The organism is Micromonospora sp. NPDC005203, assembly GCF_042872705.1.
In the GTDB taxonomy this organism is placed as follows: Bacteria; Actinomycetota; Actinomycetes; order Mycobacteriales; family Micromonosporaceae; genus Micromonospora.
In genome coordinates this window covers 25,412-42,531 of record NZ_JBIAKV010000001.1, presented here as the reverse complement: position 1 = coordinate 42,531, position 17,120 = coordinate 25,412, and the positions used below count along the sequence as shown (strand labels likewise).

At 72.1% G+C, this 17,120-nt stretch carries 17 protein-coding genes and 1 pseudogene; 10 read left to right on the top strand and 8 right to left on the bottom strand.

All coding sequences use genetic code 11. The features are described from left to right. Positions 1-84: 84 nt before the first annotated feature. The 6 genes from ACFYPM_RS00225 (at position 85) to ACFYPM_RS00200 (ending at position 5,686) form a co-directional block, all read left to right on the top strand. Positions 85-903 carry a MaoC/PaaZ C-terminal domain-containing protein gene (locus ACFYPM_RS00225; RefSeq protein WP_387191385.1) on the top strand — a complete coding sequence of 273 codons (819 nt, stop codon included), beginning with the start codon at positions 85-87 and terminating at the stop codon, positions 901-903. A gap of 80 nt (positions 904-983) precedes the next feature. Then, entirely contained in the window at positions 984-1,736 is a 753-nt protein-coding gene (locus ACFYPM_RS00220; protein WP_387189587.1) for an NUDIX domain-containing protein, read from the top strand. Then, entirely contained in the window at positions 1,733-2,704 is a 972-nt protein-coding gene (locus ACFYPM_RS00215) for a serine/threonine protein kinase (RefSeq protein ID WP_387189584.1), read from the top strand. The genes ACFYPM_RS00220 and ACFYPM_RS00215 overlap by 4 nt, the downstream gene beginning before the upstream one ends. A gap of 9 nt (positions 2,705-2,713) precedes the next feature. Then, complete coding sequence (locus ACFYPM_RS00210; RefSeq protein WP_387189583.1) at positions 2,714-3,673, top strand: hypothetical protein; 960 nt, start codon at positions 2,714-2,716, stop codon at positions 3,671-3,673. Further along, the gene (locus tag ACFYPM_RS00205; RefSeq protein WP_387189581.1) at positions 3,670-4,932 is read left to right on the top strand and encodes an adenylosuccinate synthetase; all 1,263 of its coding nucleotides are present in this window, start codon (positions 3,670-3,672) and stop codon (positions 4,930-4,932) included. The genes ACFYPM_RS00210 and ACFYPM_RS00205 overlap by 4 nt, the downstream gene beginning before the upstream one ends. A 154-nt stretch (positions 4,933-5,086) precedes the next feature. Further along, the gene (locus ACFYPM_RS00200; RefSeq protein WP_387189579.1) at positions 5,087-5,686 is read left to right on the top strand and encodes a DedA family protein; all 600 of its coding nucleotides are present in this window, start codon (positions 5,087-5,089) and stop codon (positions 5,684-5,686) included. Between the two features lie 25 nt (positions 5,687-5,711). Here the strand turns inward: ACFYPM_RS00200 and ACFYPM_RS00195 are convergent, their stop codons facing one another. After that, the gene (locus tag ACFYPM_RS00195) at positions 5,712-6,353 is read right to left on the bottom strand and encodes a response regulator (RefSeq protein ID WP_387189577.1); all 642 of its coding nucleotides are present in this window, start codon (positions 6,351-6,353) and stop codon (positions 5,712-5,714) included. Then, positions 6,350-7,501 (bottom strand): sensor histidine kinase, encoded by a 1,152-nt coding sequence (locus ACFYPM_RS00190; RefSeq protein WP_387189575.1) that lies wholly within the window; start codon positions 7,499-7,501, stop codon positions 6,350-6,352. The genes ACFYPM_RS00195 and ACFYPM_RS00190 overlap by 4 nt, the downstream gene beginning before the upstream one ends. A 169-nt stretch (positions 7,502-7,670) precedes the next feature. On the opposite strand from ACFYPM_RS00190, the gene ACFYPM_RS00185 reads away from it, so the two are divergent. Next, positions 7,671-8,315 carry a DedA family protein gene (locus tag ACFYPM_RS00185; protein WP_387189573.1) on the top strand — a complete coding sequence of 215 codons (645 nt, stop codon included), beginning with the start codon at positions 7,671-7,673 and terminating at the stop codon, positions 8,313-8,315. A gap of 42 nt (positions 8,316-8,357) precedes the next feature. Here ACFYPM_RS00185 and ACFYPM_RS00180 read toward each other — a convergent pair whose 3' ends face one another. Then, entirely contained in the window at positions 8,358-8,996 is a 639-nt protein-coding gene (locus tag ACFYPM_RS00180) for a TetR/AcrR family transcriptional regulator (protein ID WP_387189572.1), read from the bottom strand. Between the two features lie 68 nt (positions 8,997-9,064). Between ACFYPM_RS00180 and ACFYPM_RS00175 the strand changes: the two genes are divergently transcribed. The 3 genes from ACFYPM_RS00175 (at position 9,065) to ACFYPM_RS00165 (ending at position 12,496) form a co-directional block, all read left to right on the top strand. Next, on the top strand, positions 9,065-9,517 hold the full coding sequence (locus tag ACFYPM_RS00175; protein WP_387189570.1) for an SCP2 sterol-binding domain-containing protein: 453 nt from the start codon (positions 9,065-9,067) through the stop codon (positions 9,515-9,517). 1 nt (position 9,518) lies between these two features. Then, positions 9,519-10,733: an acyl-CoA dehydrogenase family protein gene (locus ACFYPM_RS00170; RefSeq protein WP_387189568.1), complete on the top strand. Its 1,215-nt coding sequence runs from the start codon at positions 9,519-9,521 to the stop codon at positions 10,731-10,733. A 200-nt stretch (positions 10,734-10,933) separates the two neighbouring features. After that, on the top strand, positions 10,934-12,496 hold the full coding sequence (locus ACFYPM_RS00165) for an AMP-binding protein (protein WP_387189566.1): 1,563 nt from the start codon (positions 10,934-10,936) through the stop codon (positions 12,494-12,496). A 55-nt stretch (positions 12,497-12,551) separates the two neighbouring features. Here ACFYPM_RS00165 and ACFYPM_RS00160 read toward each other — a convergent pair whose 3' ends face one another. The 5 genes and pseudogenes from ACFYPM_RS00160 to ACFYPM_RS00140 all read right to left on the bottom strand — a co-directional run. Further along, entirely contained in the window at positions 12,552-13,763 is a 1,212-nt protein-coding gene (locus ACFYPM_RS00160) for a hypothetical protein (protein ID WP_387189564.1), read from the bottom strand. Between the two features lie 2 nt (positions 13,764-13,765). Further along, positions 13,766-14,350, bottom strand: a complete 585-nt coding sequence (locus ACFYPM_RS00155) for a SigE family RNA polymerase sigma factor (protein ID WP_387189562.1) — start codon at positions 14,348-14,350, stop codon at positions 13,766-13,768. Positions 14,351-14,788: 438 nt separating this feature from the next. Next, a complete protein-coding gene (gene purD / locus ACFYPM_RS00150) occupies positions 14,789-16,039 on the bottom strand; it encodes a phosphoribosylamine--glycine ligase (RefSeq protein WP_387189560.1) in 1,251 nt (416 codons plus the stop codon). 122 nt (positions 16,040-16,161) lie between these two features. Next, positions 16,162-16,725: a hypothetical protein gene (locus ACFYPM_RS00145; RefSeq protein WP_387191383.1), complete on the bottom strand. Its 564-nt coding sequence runs from the start codon at positions 16,723-16,725 to the stop codon at positions 16,162-16,164. A 225-nt stretch (positions 16,726-16,950) separates the two neighbouring features. Then, positions 16,951-17,091 (bottom strand): annotated as a pseudogene (locus ACFYPM_RS00140) (type IV toxin-antitoxin system AbiEi family antitoxin domain-containing protein); the annotation flags it as partial. Positions 17,092-17,120 lie beyond the last annotated feature (29 nt).

Genomic DNA, 17,120 nt, shown 5'->3' with positions numbered 1-17,120 from the left:
CCGACGGAGACGCTGTCGGCGGAGACACGGGCCGCGGCGCTCCGGCCGGAGCCCGGTGGACGGACCCCTGTCGAACTGGCTCGGATGCCGGCGGCCGGGGCGTTGCACCGGCGGGCGGTGCTCGGCGCGCTGCCGGGTGTCGGTGGCGGGCGGCGACGTGGTCCCGACCTGCCGGGCGTCGAGTTGGCCGTGCGCGGGGTGAGCGTCGACCGGGCGCACCTGGCCGCCTACGACCGGGTCTGCGGGTTCCGGCTCACCGATCGTCTGCCGGGCACGTTTCCGCACGTCATGGGCTTTCCGCTGACCCTGCGGCTGATGACCGCGCCGGACTTTCCCCTCCCACTGATCGGTCTGGTGCACGTCGGCAACCGGATCACCGTGCACCGCCCGATCACCGCCGACGAAACCCTCGACCTCACGACGTACGCGGAGAACCTGCGCCCGCACGACCGGGGACGGCAGGTGGACGTGGTGCTGGTCGGCTCGGTCGACGGCGAGACGGTCTGGGAGGGTGTCTCGACGTACCTGGGTCGGGAGCGCAAGTCTGACGGGGGCGACCGGAGTGGACGCCCCGAGCCGCCGGCCGGCACGTCCCGCTGGCGGGTGGGGCCCCGGGTCGGCACGGAGTACGCGCGGGTGTCCGGGGACCACAACCCGATCCACACCTCGCTGCTCGGTGCGCGGCTGTTCGGCTTCCGCCGGCCGATCGCGCACGGCATGTGGAGCAAGGCGCGCTGCCTGGCCGCAGTGGAGAACCGACTGCCGGACGCCTACACCGTCGAGGTCACCTTCAAGCTTCCCATCCCACTTCCGAGCACTGTGAGTTTCGCCCTCCTGCCGGACGGCGGGTTCGCCCTGCACGACTCGCGCGGCCGACCGCACCTGGCGGGTCTGGTGCGCTGACGGGCACCCCTCTTGGCAGGCGCGCGCGCATGCGTTAAGTTGTTCTCAGAGCGAGATATTCTCAACCTGAGAGAGACGCGATGAACGAGCAGGAGTTCCTGGCCGCGTACGACCCACGGGCCTACCCGTCGGTCGCGGTGACCGTCGACGTGGTGGCGCTGACCATCCGCGACGGCGCACTGCACCTGCTGCTGATCCAGCGCGGTCAGCAGCCCTTCGCGGGGCACTGGGCGCTGCCCGGCGGCTTCGTCCAACCCGACGAGGACCTGGCCGCCGGCGCCCGACGGGAGTTGGCCGAGGAGACCGGGCTCGGCGGGGACCGGCTGCGCCGCGTACACCTGGAGCAGTTGGGCAGCTATGGCACCCCCGACCGCGACCCGCGGATGCGTGTCGTCTCGATCGCGCACCTCGCGTTCGCCCCCGACCTGCCGGATCCGGCCGCCGGCACCGACGCCGACGCCGCGATCTGGCTGCCGGTCACCGCGTTGACCAGCCGACAGCTCGCCTTCGACCACGGTCGGATCATCGACGACGGGCTGGAGCGTGCCCGGTCCAAGCTGGAGTACACCCCGCTCGCCACGCGCTTCCTCGACGCCGAGTTCACGATCAGCGAGCTGCGCACGGTCTACGAGACGGTCTGGGGTCACCCGCTGCACGCCGGCAACTTTCACCGCAAGGTGCTCTCCGTGCCCGGCCTCGTGGAGAGCACCGGCGCCAGCACCGAGCGCGGCGGCTCCCGCGGCGGCCCCCGTGCCCGCCTCTACCGGGCCGGCGACGCCCGCCTGCTGCACCCGGCGCTGCTGCGTCCCGCCCGCGAGGAGACGGTGCGATGAGGACGGCGGCGGCCATCGGCCTGGTCGCGGCGGCCCACACCGACGCCGACCTGTTCGGCACGGACCAGCCGGCCCGGCGTTACCGCGAGCTGGTCGCGGCCCTGCACCCCGACCGCCTGCCGGCCGACCCCGCGGTACGCGCCGAGGCCCTCGACGCGTTCGTCCACGTCACCACCCGGTGGCAGGCCCGGCAGGTCACCGTCCTTGGCGACTACCGGCTCGGCGCGCCGGCCCACTCCGGCGACCTGGCCGACCTCTACGACGTCGGCGACGACCGTCTGCTCAAGCTCCCCCGACGGCCCACCGACAACGACCTGCTGGCCCGCGAGGCACACGCCCTGCGCACCATCGCCGAGCGCGGCGACCCGCGCTACCTGCCGTACGTGCCCCGGCTCGTCGACGAGTTTCCGCACCGCGACACCGCGTCCGGCGCCGAACGACGGATCAACGTCATCGCCACCGCACCCGGGCTGCACGACCTGGACGAGGTGCGGCGCGCGTACCCCGACGGGTTGGACGCCCGGGACGCGGCCTGGATGTGGCGGCGGCTGCTGGTGGTGCTCGGCCTGGGCCACCGGGCGGGTGTGGTGCACGGCGCGATCCTGCCGCGACACGTGCTGATCGAGCCGGATGGCCACGGCGTCGTGCTCGTCGACTGGTGTTTCTCCGCCCCCACCGGCACCACCATCCCGGCGCTGGTGCCCGGCCAGGAGGACTGGTATCCGGAGGAGGTCCCCCGCAAGCGGCCCGCCGGACCGGGCACCGACATCGCGATGGCCAGCCGCTGCATGAGCTGGCTGATGGGGTCGCGTGCGCCCCGCGAGCTGCACGCCTTCGCGCGGGGCTGCCGGCAGCGGTCCCTGGACGCCCGGCCCGCCGACGCCTGGCGGCTGCTGCGCGAACTCGACCAGGTGCTGGACCGGCTCTACGGGCCACGCACCTTCCGACCCTTCACCCTCACCCCCTAGGGAGCTGTCATGGGCAGTGGAATCTGGTCCACCGACGTGTACGACGCCGCCGACCGCTACCGCCGGTCGACCGGCCGGAGCGCCTTCTCCTACAGCGACAGCGGGGCACGCACCGTGCACACCGCGCTCGATCCCCGCGACGCGATGCGCGAGAGCCGCGACTCCGACGAGCACCCGCGGTCGACCCCCGTCGCCGTGCTCTTCGACGTGACCGGCTCGATGCGCACCGTGCCACGCGTCCTGCAGACCAAGCTGCCGCAGCTGCTCGGGCTGCTGCAACGGCAGGGGTACGCCAGTGACCCGCAGATCATGTTCGGCGCGATCGGCGACGCCACCTGCGACCGGGTGCCGTTGCAGGTCGGGCAGTTCGAGTCGGACAACCGGATGGACGACGACCTCGGCCGGATCGTCCTCGAAGGCGGTGGCGGCGGGCAGATGAGCGAGTCGTACGAGCTGGCCATGTACTTCATGGCCCGACACACCGCCACCGACAACTGGGAGAAGCGCGGCCGGCGCGGCTACCTGTTCATCATCGGCGACGAACTGGCGTACCAGCAGGTGAAGGCTCGTGAGGTGGCAAAACTGATCGGCGACGACCTGGCCGAGGACGTGCCGCTGCGGCAGGTCGTCGACGAGGTGACCCGCCGCTGGGACACCTACTACCTGCTTCCCGCCGGCAGCCACTACGCCGGCAACGCCAAGGTGCTCGACTTCTGGCGGGACCTGTTCGGCCAGAACGCCGTCGTGCTCGACGACCTCGACGCGGTCTGCGAGACCATCGCGCTCACCATCGGCCTCGGCGAGCAGGCCATCGACCTGGACGAGGGCCTGCGCCACCTGGACCGCGCCGGTTCCCGCGCCACCGGCACCGTCTCGAAGGCCCTGGCCCGCCTCGGCCGGGGACGACGGGCCGAGGTGTCGACGCTGCCCGCGTTCACCGACACCGCCGGTGGGGTGAGGAGGCTGTGAGGCACGTGGCGGTGGTCGACCTCGGCTACGGCGACGCCGGCAAGGGCACGGTGGTGGACTGGCTCTGCGCCACCCGGCCCGTGCACACGGTGATCCGCTTCAACGGGGGCGCGCAGGCGGCGCACAACGTCGTGCTGCGCGACGGGCGGCACCACACGTTCGCGCAGTTCGGTGCCGGGACGTTCCACCCCGGTGTCCGTACCCACCTGTCGCGCCACGTCGTGGTGGACCCGCTGGCGCTGGCCGCCGAGGCCGACCATCTCGCCACGCTCGGGGTGACCGACGCGCTCGACCGACTCACCGTCGACTCCGACGCGCTGCTCGCCACCCCGTACCACCGGGCCGCCAACCAGGCCCGGGAGATCGCCCGGGGAGCCGACCGGCACGGCTCCTGCGGGCTGGGGGTGGGCGAGGCCGTCGCGTACGGTCTCGCCCACCCCGACGACGCGCCCCGGGTCGGCGACTGCCGCAGCCCAGCGCTGCTGCGCCGCCGGTTGACCGCCCTGCGGGACCGGCTGACCGCCGAGCTGGGCCCGCTGGACGCGCCGCCGGTCGAGGACTGCCTGCCCGCGTTCACCGGGTTCGCCGGGCGGGTCGCGATCGTGGACGGAAACTGGCTCGCCGGAGCACTGCGCGCGGGGACCTGCGTCTTCGAGGGGGCACAGGGGGTGCTGCTCGACGAGTGGCACGGTTTCCACCCGTACACCACGTGGAGCACCACCACCTTCGCCAACGTGGACGACCTGCTCGCCGAGGCGGGCCAGTCCGGCGACGCGACCCGGGTCGGAGTGCTGCGGATCGTCACCACCCGGCACGGTGCCGGCCCGTTGGTGACCGAGGACCCGAGCCTGCCGTTCACCGACCGGCACAACGCCACGAACCCGTGGCAGGGCCGGTTCCGGTTCGGCCACTTCGACGCGGTCGCCCACCGGTACGCCCTCGCGGCGGCCGGTGGGGTCGACGGCCTGGCGCTGACCCACCTCGACCTGACCGGCTCCGACCTGCGGATCTGCCGCCGCTACGACACAGGCGACCGGCTCACCCCCGGCCCACCCGGTGACCTGGACCGGCAGGCCGCGCTCACCGCCCGCCTGCTGCGCTCCCGCCCCCGCTACGACGACCCGCCGGCGGACTGGGCGGAGGCGATAAGCACGGAGCTGGCCACCCCGGTGGTGCTGACCTCGCGCGGCCCCACCGCCGACGACAAGACCCCCCACGGCCCACTCCTCGCCCCACCATCCCTGGTCCACGCGCGCTAGCCCCACGCCGCCGTCGATCTTGCACTTTCTGTCGGTGTTCTGCGGCTTTTGCAGCGGCTTGCGAGGGCAGAAATTGCAAGATCGGCGCGGGAGGGGTGGAAGCTATACTGCGGCTTCCGCACCTGGGCGGGTCGTACCCGGCGAGCATGGGGGCATGGACTCCGCGCTCGACCTGCTCCGACAGCTGGTCACCTCACCATGGGTGTACCTGCTGATCTTCGGGCTCACGGCGGTCGACGCGTTCTTTCCCGCCGTACCCGGTGAGGCGGCCGTCATCACCGCCGCCGTGCTCTCCACCAGCGGAAATCCCAACCTGGCGGCGGTGATCGTCGCCGCCGCGGTGGGCGCGTGCGCCGGCGACCACATCTCGTACGCCATCGGGCGCGGTGGCGGCGCGAACCGGCTCGCCAGGTTTCCCGACGGCAGCCGCCGACGGGCCAGCTCGGAATGGGCGAGACGCGCGCTGAACCGGCGCGGCGGGCTGATCCTGACCACCTCCCGCTACCTGCCGGGAGGCCGGACGGCGGTCACCCTCACCATGGGCGCGGTGCGCTATCCCCGCCGGTCGTTCCTGCTCTACGACGCGATAGCGACGGTCACCTGGGCTTTGTACTGCGGGCTGCTCGGCTACTTCGGTGGGCTGGCCTTCGAGCGCCACCCCGTCAAGGGCGTCCTCGCCGGGATCGGCCTGTCGGTGCTCGTCACCTTGGGCATCGAGGGCATCCGTTGGCTGCGACACCGGTCGCGCCACTGACCGGCCCGGTGGCGGCGGGACACCGTCACAGCAGGTCCGCGTCGTACACCAGGATGGCCAACTGCACCCGGTTGCCGGCCTGGAGCTTCGCCAGCGCACGGCTGACGTGTGCCTTCACGGTGGCCTCGCCCATCGCCAACCGCCTGGCGATCTCCGCGTTGCCGTGCCCGCGGGCCACTTCCCGGACGACCTCCAACTCCCGCGTCGTCAGCGGCGCCAGCCGCTCCCGAGCCGCTTCCCGGCGGGCCGGACCGCGCTCGGCGAACGAGCTGATCAGGCGCCGGGTGACAGTCGGGGAGAGCATCGCGTTTCCGGCGGCCACCGTGCGGACGGCGGCGGCCAACTCCCAGGGCGGGGTGTCCTTGAGTAGGAAGCCGACCGCCCCGGCCCGCAGCGCCCGGTGCACGTACTCGTCGAGGTCGAAGGTGGTCAACATGATCACCTTCGGTCCGGCGGCGACCACGTCGGGCGCGATGGTCAGCCCGTCGACGCCCGGCATCCGCACATCGAGCAGCACCACGTCGGGACGCAACCGCTGGGCCTGCTCCAACGCGCCAGCGCCGTCCGCCGCCTCGCCCACCACCGTGATGTCCTCGGCCGCCTCCAGGATCAGCCGCAGCCCGGCGCGGAGCAGTTGCTCGTCGTCGACCACCACCACCCGGATCACGCCGCACCCGCCAGCGGAATCAGGGCGCGGACCAGGAAGCCGCCGTCCACCGGGGTCGCCTCCAGCCGGCCGCCGAGCAACTCCACCCGCTCGCGCAGCCCGAGCAGCCCCTGACCCGCACCGGGCAGGGACCGGCCGCCGTCGGACGGACCGTTACGGACCCGCACCTCCAGCCCGTCGGGCAGGTAGTGCAGGCACACGGTCGTCTCGGCGTCGGCGGCGTGCTTGCGCACGTTCGTCAGCGCCTCCCGGACCACCCGGTACGCGGTGCGCCCCACCGTCGCCGGCAGCGCCGTCGGCACCCCCTCGTCCCGCCGGTGCACCAGCAGCCCGGCGACACGGGACTCCCCGATCAGTTCGTCCAACGCGTCGAGCCCTCGCTCCGGCAGCACTGTCGGACCGGCCTGCCGCAGCACGCCCAGCACCTCGCGCAGGTCGGTGAGGGCCTCCCGTCCGGTCGTCCGGATCAGCGCGGCGGCCTCGACTGTCGCCGGGTCGGCCGCGGTCACCTCCAGCGCCCCGGCGTGCACCACCATCAGCGAGACCCGGTGCGCGACCACGTCGTGCATCTCGCGGGCGATCCGGGTCCGCTCCTCGGCGCGGACCCGGTCGGCGCGGGCCTCCTGTTCGCGTTCCAGCCGCTCGGCCCGGTCCCGCAGGGCGGCGAGCGTGTCCCGGCGGGCCCGCACCCAGAGACCGAAGACCAACGGGAGCCCGACCAGACCGGCGGCGAGGAGGAACACGTTGCCGGTGGTGGCGGTGGTGATCCGGCGTACGCCACCCACCGCCAGACCGACGAGCACCCCGCCGGCCAGCACCACTGCCGCACCAACGAGGTAGCCGGCGAGCCGGCGACCCCGCAACCGCAACCCCGCCTGGTACGAGGCGACCACCCCGGCGGCCGCGGCGGCGAGCACCAACCAGCCGACCGCCGCGGCCAGGAACAACGGCCAGCGACGGCTCCGGACCGTGCTGGCGGCCCAGCCCGAGCCCACCGCGAGCATCAGCACGACCGCGCCCGGCAGCGGCGAGCGAACCCCCAGGTCACCTGTCGCGCTGGCCCAGACGGCGATGGCGACCAGGACGGCGAGCAGCAGCGGGGCGTACCGCTGAACGACCCGCCGGAGGGCGACGGCGCTGGGGGCCACAGGGTGAGCGTAGGGCTCCGCCGAAGGCTCGGCTCGCCCCACACCGTCGGTTGCGGGTGTCCTGGGGGATGACCCCTACCCGACCTCCGGGCCGAACCAGACCTAAGTGATGGCGTCCCGCTGACCACTGGCCGATGGCAGGAACCGCCGCCCACACCAGCATCGGGGCATGGATCTGCTCGACCTGCTGCACGAGACGATGTCCTCGCCCTGGGTGTACCTGGCGATCTTCGCGATCGCGGTGCTCGACGGCTTCTTTCCGGTGGTGCCGAGCGAGACGGCGGTGATCACCGCCGGGGTGTTCGCGGCCTCCGGCGCGCCGTACCTCCCCGCGGTGATTCTGGTGGCCGCGGCCGGGGCCCTGATCGGCGATCACGTCTCGTACGCCATCGGCCGGGGTGGTGGCACCCGGCTACTCGACCGGCTCCCACCCGGGGGTCGGCGTAGGCGGGCCATCGAGTGGGCGCGTCGGGGCATCGCCACGCGGGGAGGACTCATCCTCACCGTGGCCCGCTATGTGCCGGGCGGCCGGACGGCGGTCACCCTCACCATGGGCGCGGTGCACTATCCCCGCCGACGGTTCCTGGCCTTCGACGCGCTCGCCGCCGGCTCGTGGGGGCTCTACTCCGGGCTGGTGGGATACCTCGGCGGGATGGCCTTCGAGCAGGACCCGCTGCGCGGTCTCCTGCTTGGTCTGGGCCTCGCCCTGGGGGTGACGACGATCGTCGAGGTGGTTCGCTGGCTGGGCCGGAGTCGCCGATCCGCGCGATCGGCGACGGCGGACGAGCCGGTGCGCCGGGTGCCTGCGCGCTGACATTCGGGCGGCGGCCCGGCCGGTGCGCTGGCTTTCGGGCGGTCAGTCGGCGGCCGGGCGCCAGACGACGCCGTGCAGGAGTTGACCGGCGCCCAGCCAGGCCACGTTCATCATCCGGGTGGCGGTTTTCTCCGGGTCGGCCTCCGGGTGGTCCGCGAGCCAGTCGGCAAGCGACTCGGTGGCGCCGACCAGGGCGTACGCGACGACCTCCAGGTCGACGGCGGCGATCTCCCGACCCTCGGCGCGCAGTGCGTGGTCGAGCATTCCGGCGACGACCTCGACCAGCCGGGCACGCATGGTGGCCAGTTCGCCGGCGAACGGCTGCTCACCCCGAGCCTGCCGGTAGAGCACCGCCCAGCCGTCGCGGTGCGCGCCCACGAAGCCGAAGAACGCCCTCAGCCCTCGCCAGAGCCGAACGTCGGCCGGCAGGTCGGGGGCTGCGGCGCCGGCGATGGCCTGCATCATGCGGGTGCCCTCCCGGTGCAGGCAGGCTACGAAGAGTTCTTCCTTGGTGCCGAGGTACGCGTACACCATGGGCTTGGAGATGCCGGCATCCTCGGCGATCTCGTCCATGCTGGCGGCGTGGAAGCCACGTCGGGAGAAGACTTTGACGGCCGCGTCAAGCATCTGCTGCTCACGAACGGCGCGTGGCAGGCGCTTGAAGGCGGGCGGTGTGGACACCTTGCGAGCATACCTACTCGTGCGTAGGGTTACGCACGAGTAGCCATATCTTCCGGAAGGCGCACCTGATGACTGACTTCGACCCGGCCACCTTCGCCAACGTCGGCCCCAAGGAGTTCGCCCAGCTGGTCAAGTCCACGCCGGACGACAAGATCGCCCAGGTGATGTCCGGTGACCTGCGCGGCAAGATCCTCGGCGAGGTGTTCGGTCGGATGCCGTCGCTGTTCCGCGCGGACCGGGCGGGCTCCACCAACGCGGTCATCCACTGGGTCATCACCGGTCGCCCCGACGGCGGCAACGACACCTACGAGGTGGTCATCGCCGACGGCACGTGCGTGGTGAACGAGACCCCGCAGCACGACCCGAAGCTGAGCCTGACCATGGGTCCGGTCGAGTTCCTGAAGATCGTCTCCGGTGGCGCCAACCCGGTGATGATGTTCATGACCGGCAAGCTGAAGGCGAAGGGCGACCTCGGCCTCGCCGCCAACATCGCCAACCTGTTCGACATCCCCAAGGCCTGACATGGCCGAGTTCTCGCTTGAGGAGAACGAGGAACAGCGGGATCTGCGCGACTGGGTGCACGGCTTCGCCGCCGAGGTCGTGCGCCCGGCCGCCGCCGAGTGGGACGAGCGCGAGGAAACCCCGTGGCCGGTGATCCAGGAGGCCGCGAAGGTCGGCCTATACGGCTTCGAGTTCCTCGCCACCTGCTGGGCCGACCCGACCGGGCTCTCCCTGCCGATCGCCAGCGAGGAACTCTTCTGGGGTGACGCCGGCATCGGCCTCTCCATCTTCGGCACCTCGCTCGCCGTCGCCGCCATCTACGGCGCCGGCACGCCGGACCAACTCATCGAGTGGGTGCCGCAGTGCTTCGGCGACGTCGACTCACCCGCCGTCGCCGCGTTCTGCTCCAGCGAGCCGGAGGCCGGCTCCGACGTCGGCGCGATGCGCACCCGGGCCACCTACGACGAGGCCACCGACGAGTGGGTGCTCAACGGCCAGAAGGCGTACGCCACGAACGGTGGGATCGCCGGCGTGCACGTGGTCACCGCCTCCGTCGACCCCGCGCTCGGCTCCCGCGGCCAGGCCGCGTTCGTCGTACCCCCGGGCACCCCCGGCCTGGCCGCCACCCGCAAGCTGCGCAAACTCGGCCTGCGCGCGTCCCACACCGCCGACGTCTTCCTCGACGGGGTACGTGTGCCCGGCCGCTGCCTGCTCGGCGGACGAGACGCCCTGCTGGCACGCCTCGACCGCGCCCGCTCCGGTCAGCGGGCCACCGGGCAGGCCGCGATGCGCACCTTCGAACTGACCCGACCCACCGTCGGCGCGCAGGCGCTCGGCGTAGCGCGGGCCGCCTACGAGTACGCCCTGGACTACGCGAAGGACCGGATCCAGTTCGGACGGCCGATCGTCGAGAACCAGGCTGTCGCGTTCGCACTCGCCGACATGCGGATGGAGATCGACGCAGCCCGGCTGCTGGTCTGGCGTGCGTCGTGGATGGGCCGCAACAACCGCCCGTTCACGGCGGGCGAGGGATCGATGTCCAAGCTCAAGGCCGGCGAGGTCGCGGTGTCGGTCACCGAGAAGGCGGTGCAGCTACTCGGCGGTGCGGGTTTCCTGCGCGATCACCCGGTGGAGCGCTGGTACCGCGACGCCAAGATCTACACCATCTTCGAGGGCACCTCCGAGATCCAGCGACTGGTCATCTCCCGCGCGATCTCCGGGATGCAGATCCGCTGACTCGGCGCAGCCGGGCGTCGAAGCCCCGGCCTCCGCACACCGCGGTCGCCACCGGATTCCACGATCTGTGCCGTGTTCGTCACCCCACACGGACGCGAACTGGGCCTTCCGCCGGACCCAGTGCATGATCAAGGACGACGCCCTGACGGACGGGGAGATCCGCTGCCCTGTCCGCGCACCACCCCGAGGAGGTCTGCGGCATGGACCTGCCGTTCAGCATCGCCACGCTGACCCGTCGTGGACTGCTCACCCCCGGTAGCCCCGTCCGGGTCGCCGCGCAGCTCAACGCGTTGCGGACGTGGGGATGGAGCCTGGGCGGCGAGTTGCGCCAGGCCGCCGCCCGGGACCCCGGCCGGACGGCGGTCATCGACGAGAACGGCGACGAGCTGACGTACCACGATCTGCTCGACCGGGCCGAGCGGATGGCCCGCTCGATGCGGGCGGGCCTCGGCGTACAGGCCGGTGACCGGATCGGTGTGCTCTGCCGCAACCACCACGGGCTGATCGAGACGATCGTCGCGGCTACCCTGCTCGGCGTCGACGTCGTGCTGGTCAACACCGGGCTCTCCGCCGCCCAACTGGGCACCGTCACCGAGGAGCAGCGGCTGCGGCTGCTGGTGCACGACGACGAGTTCGCCGAGCGGGTCCTCGGCCTCCCCGCCGAGCTGCCCCGCCTCGACGAACGAGGCCGCGAGGAACTGGTCGCCGGGGCGCTGCCGGGTGACCTGCAGCCGCCGGAGCGGGACGGCCGGATCATCGTGCTCACGTCCGGCACGACAGGTGCGCCCAAGGGCGCCCGCCGACCCACGCCGAGCGGCTTCGGCCCGCTGGTGTCCATCATCGACCGCATTCCGCTGCATGCCCGGGACCGGGTGATGATCGCGGCACCGATCTTCCACACCTGGGGGTTCGCCGCCCTCCAGGTCTGTTTCGCGTTGCGGGCCACCATCGTGCTGCACCGGCGCTTCGACCCGGTCGCCACGCTCACCGCCCTGACCGCGCACAGGTGTGACGCGCTGTTCGCCGTACCGGTGATGGTGCAGCGGCTCCTGGAGGTGCCCGCGCCGGACCCGCGCCCCCCGCTCAAGGTCGTCGCGGTCAGCGGCTCCGCCCTGCCCGGCGGGCTCGCTCCGAGGTTCATGGACGTCTACGGCGACGTCCTGTTCAACCTCTACGGCTCCACCGAGGTCTCCTGGGCCTCCCTCGCGGCTCCCGAGGATCTGCGCCAGGCACCCACCACGGCTGGCCGGCCACCCCACGGCACCCGGCTGGAGTTGCTCGACGACAGCGGGCAGCCGGTGCCGCCCGGCCAGGTCGGGCGGATCTTCGTCGGCAACGAGATGCTCTTCGAGGGGTACACCTCCGGTGCCAGCCGGGAGACCCACGACGGCCTGCTCGACACCGGTGACCTCGGCCGACTCAACCCCGACGGGCTGCTCTTCGTCGACGGACGAGCCGACGACATGATCGTCTCCGGTGGCGAGAACGTCTTCCCATCCGAGGTGGAGGACCTGCTCGCCCAACTACCCCAGGTCCGCGAGGCGGCGGTGATCGGCGTGCCGGACGCGGAGTACGGCCAGCGACTGTCCGCGTTCCTCGCCCTGCACCCGGGCGAGACGCTCGACCCCGAGGCGGTACGCGAGTACGTCCGGCACTACCTGGCCCGATTCTCCGTCCCCCGGGACGTGATCCTCGTGAAATACCTGCCCCGTAACGCCACCGGCAAGGTGCTCAGCCGAGAGCTACGCCGCTACTACGGCTGACCGCCCCGCAACCGTCGGCGGAAACCGGCGAGTTCCGGGGCGGTGACCGCGCCCGTCAGTCGACCATCAGCGAAGGCCGCCAGTCCTGCTTGGCCCCGGCGAGGTCGAGGCGCTGGAACAGGCCCTTGGTGCCCTGCTCATCGAGCGTGCCGTGGTGTGCGTCGATGCGGACCACCATCCCCCGCACGTCAATCACATCCAGCCTCTCCAACCCGCTCGGATCAGCGGCAGCGTAGAAGGCCGCCTGATGACCGTCGATGGTGGTGTTCGGCGGCTCGTGCAACAGCTTCCCGTCCAACTCGGCCCGAATCTTGTCGGTCATCTCGACGTACGGGGAGAAGCTCACGTCAAGCGTCTTCGACCACTGCGTACCGGGGTTCGCGGTGGGGGGTAAGGCGCTGTAACTGACGCCGGCGTACCACCGCCAGCCGTCCGGGGTCAGTGGCCCGTTGACAGTCGCATAGATCAGCCGCAGGTTCTGCGGCACCCCCAAGACCCGGCCCGGCATCCGCACCCGCTCGGTCGTACTGAACCTGAGCTTCTGCGCCACGTGCAGGGCGATCTCGCGGGCATCCTGCCCCGCCGCCCAGGGTGAGACATCGACCTCGGCCCAGCCGTCCAGGGCGTACTGCCAGCGGAGGGTGAGGCGGTCAGTGCCGTCGACGTCGTACAGGGTGAAGGTCGCCGCCGCGCCCCGCACATCGGGTGCGGGCACCGTACTCACGACGGGTGCCCGTTGGTCAACACCCATGACCTGCGGCGCCTTCGGCGTCACCCCCTTCGGGTAGAGGTCGACCGAGACCCCTGCCCAGTTCTGCGGATCGCCGGAATGCCCGTTCAGAAAGACACCCGGGCCACTCTGTGTCAGACCCGCCCCGTACTGCAGACTGGCCAGCCCCGACGGCAACCAACCGAACCGAACGTACTGAACGGTCGGGTCGATCGTCTCCAACGCGGCCGGGATCCGGGACGTGTCGGGCGACGGCACCTTTCCGGTGTACGGCTCCAGCGGAGCCAGGGCGCCGAACAGGTTCAGTGACGACGGCGGCGCCGACGACGACCTGTCCGGCGGCGCGACCAGGCCCGGCACCGTGACGGCGCCGACGACCACCGCGACCACCGCCAGTGCGGCACCCGCGCTGCGCACGTACCGGCGCTGCCGCCGCCCGGCGGTCATCGCCCGTTCGATGTTCACCACGGCGGACGGTGTCTCGGCCGCCTCGACCTCGGCGCGCATCAAGCGCGCCACATCCATTTCGTCGATCATTGTCAACTCCCGTGGGCCCACGCGTTGGTCGGCGTGCCACTCGCCTGGCCGGTCTGCATGGCGGTCGGCACGTCGTTTCGGACGGGGGTGAGCAGTCCTCGCAGCGTCGCCAACCCCTTGGCGGTCTGGCTCTTGACGGTGCCCGGCGCGCAGCCCAGCGCCTGTGCCGTCTCCTCCACCGTCAGGTCCTGAAAGAACCGCAGCACCAGGACGGCCCGCTGCCGCGGCGGGACCTGGCGCAGCGCCGCAACCAGATCGAGCCGCTCCGTGGCATCCGGGGCGATCGGTGCGGGCCGCTCCGGTAGCAGGTCGGTGAGCAGCACCCGAGCCCAGCGGCGTCGCCGCTCGTCGATCAACCGCCGCATCAACATCGTCCGGACCAGCGCATTCAGGCTGTCGGCCCGCCGAGCCCGGGGCCAGTTGCGGTACAGCTCGGTGAGCACCCGCTGCACGATGTCGTCGCCCTGATGCCAGTCACCGCACATCAGGTACGCCGTCCGGCGCCACTGCGGCAGACCAGCGCGAACGCACTCGGTGTAGTCCGCGTCGGCCGCGGACCGTTCGACCGATCTCCCGCTCAGCGGCATCCTCGGACCTGTCCTCCCACCGGCCACCAACAGCACGGTGATCGTCCGCAAACCCGCATCTCCACTCCTCCCGTCGCTGTGCCTCCGACACCGCTAAGTCGTGGCCCGAGCAACGCCGGGTTGCCCCACGGGGGCGACAACCTCGCCAGACCGGCTCATCCACCCCTTCGGTCGGCACGCTCGACCAGGAGGGTGATGGATCTAACCGGGTGGATTGTCGGCGGGCCGTGGTGGTGGCAGGTCGTGCACGGGCTTCGGGTGTCGTGCGGCGGCACCGGAGCGGGGCGAACACACTGGCCGCGCGCACGCCGATCCGCTGCGCCGGCACGGAGGCATCGAGCTACGGCCCGGAACCGGGGGTGGAACCCTCCATCAGCCCGACCCGCCCCTGCGGACGTTCGCGGTGAGAGGCAGGCACCCGCCCACCGATGCGGGGAGTCAGCTCGGGATCGTGATCCGGCCGTCGATCGCGGCGGCGGCGATGTCGGTGCGGTGCTGCGAGCCGGCCAACTCCACGCCGTCCACCAGCGCGTACGCGGCGTCCCGCGCGGCGGCCAGGTCGGGGCCGGTGGCCGTACCGCAGAGGACCCGGCCGCCGGCGGATAGCAACGCGCCGTCGCTGGCCCGGCGGGCGGTGCCCGCGTGGATGATGCCCGGTCGGTCCGCGCCGGTGATGACGTCGCCGGTGTGCGGCGCGGCCGGATAGCCCGGCGCGGCCAGCACCACGGTGACCGCGTTGCCATCCCGCCACCGCAGCGGCGGATGCTCGGCCAGCGTGCCGGTGGCCGCCGCGTGCAGCAGCCCGCCCAGCGGGGTCTCCAGGAGCGCGAGCACCACCTGCGTCTCCGGGTCACCGAAGCGCGCGTTGAACTCGATCACCCGGGGGCCGGCCGAGGTGATCGCGAGCCCGACGTAGAGCAGGCCGGCGAACGGGGTGCCCCGACGGCGCATCTCGGCCAGCGTCGGGTGGACCACGTCGCGCATGACCTCGTCGACCAGGCCGGCGGGGGGCCAGGCCAGCGGTGCGTACGCGCCCATGCCGCCGGTGTTCGGGCCGGTGTCGCCATCGCCGAGCCGTTTGAAGTCCTGCGCCGGCAGCAGCGGCAGGGCCGCCTCGCCGTCGGTGACCACGAAGAGGCTGACCTCCGGGCCGTCGAGGAACTCCTCGATCACGACCCGTCCGCAGTCGGCGGCGTGCGCCAGGGCGGCGGACCGGTCGTCGGTCACCACCACACCCTTGCCGGCGGCGAGACCGTCGTCCTTCACCACGTACGGGGCACCGAACTCGTCGAGCGCCCGGGCGGTGCTCTGCGCGTCCGTGCAGACGTACGCTCGGGCGGTCGGCACGCCGGCGGCGGTCATCACGTCCTTGGCGAACGCCTTGGAACCCTCCAGCTGAGCGGCCGCACCGGAGGGGCCGAACACGGCGATCCCCTTGGCGCGTAGCGCGTCGGCGACCCCGGCGACCAGCGGCGCCTCCGGGCCGATCACCACCAGGTCGGCGGCTGCCTCCACGGCCAGTGCCGCGACCGCGGCCGGATCCGTCGGAGTCACGGTCCGCAGCTCAGCCACCGCGCCGATCCCCGGGTTGCCCGGCGCAGCAATCAGCGCCGAAACAGCCGGATCGCGCACCAACCCGAGCGCGAGCGCATGCTCCCGCCCGCCACCACCCACCAAAAGAACGCGCACGACCCCGCATCCTACTGCCCACCGCTCCGGCCCACCCCGCCCCACTCACTCGCCCCGCCGGCCCGCCGTCGATCAAGAGGTTTGCGTCATCGCTCGGCGCGCATCTGACGCAAACCTCTTGATCACTTGCGCTGAGCCGCTGCGATCGCCTCGCGGACGGTGTGGGGGATGTAGTCAGGGTGCAGGGTGTCCCGCCAGGTGAAGCGAAGGATGGTCCAGCCGGCGTTGATCAGGCGGTTCTGGCGGCGGCGGTCGGCGAAGAGGGCCTCGGGTGTGGCGTGTGCGTCTCGTCCGTCGGCTTCGGCGATCACCCGTGGACTACGCCAGCCCAGGTCACCGATGCCGAGCAGATATCCGTCGTCGTCGCGGACCTGCAACTGGAGCGTGTCCGGTGGTACCCGGCCGTCTACACACCGCAGCCGGCTACGAGTCTCCAGTGGCGACTGCGCCCGCCCGTCTGCCTCCGCCAGGCAGGCGCGTGCCGCGACCGCACCTCGTCGTCCCCTGATCAGACTCGGAATCACCGCCAGTTGTGCGGGATTGACACGGCCCCGACTGAGCGCCGAGTCGAGGACCGAGACTGCCGGATAACGATCGACACGAAGAAGGACGTCGGCGACGGTGCGGAGCGGGGAGGTCGCGCGCACCCCAGCGATCTCGGCGACATCGTCCAGGCTAACGGTCATCTGATGCACAGTCAGCCACGGCGCCAGAGCGCGCTGTGGCCGGGGTCGATCAATCGGCACCGAAACGTGGACCTGCGCGGTCCGCCGAAGGCCCGCGATTCCTTGCAACTCCAGCGCAGTGTCCAGAACAGCGAAGCTGCCTGGCCCGAGGCTCACGACCGCAGCGCGAATCCGCGCTCGTCGTCGAGTCGGCTCGCTCAGCTCCGCATCCGGCACGAAACAGCCGCGCAGCAGCCGTTGCCACCTGCCGGACCGGTGCAACTGCCGGACCTGGTCCTTGCTCAGACCGGCCCGCAACGCCTGCCTGAGGGTGACCATCCCGTCCTGCCGGGCGGCGAGCTCGCCAAGAAGCTGATGCGGTCCCACGCCCACACCCTGCCCGCCAACCCCGCCCC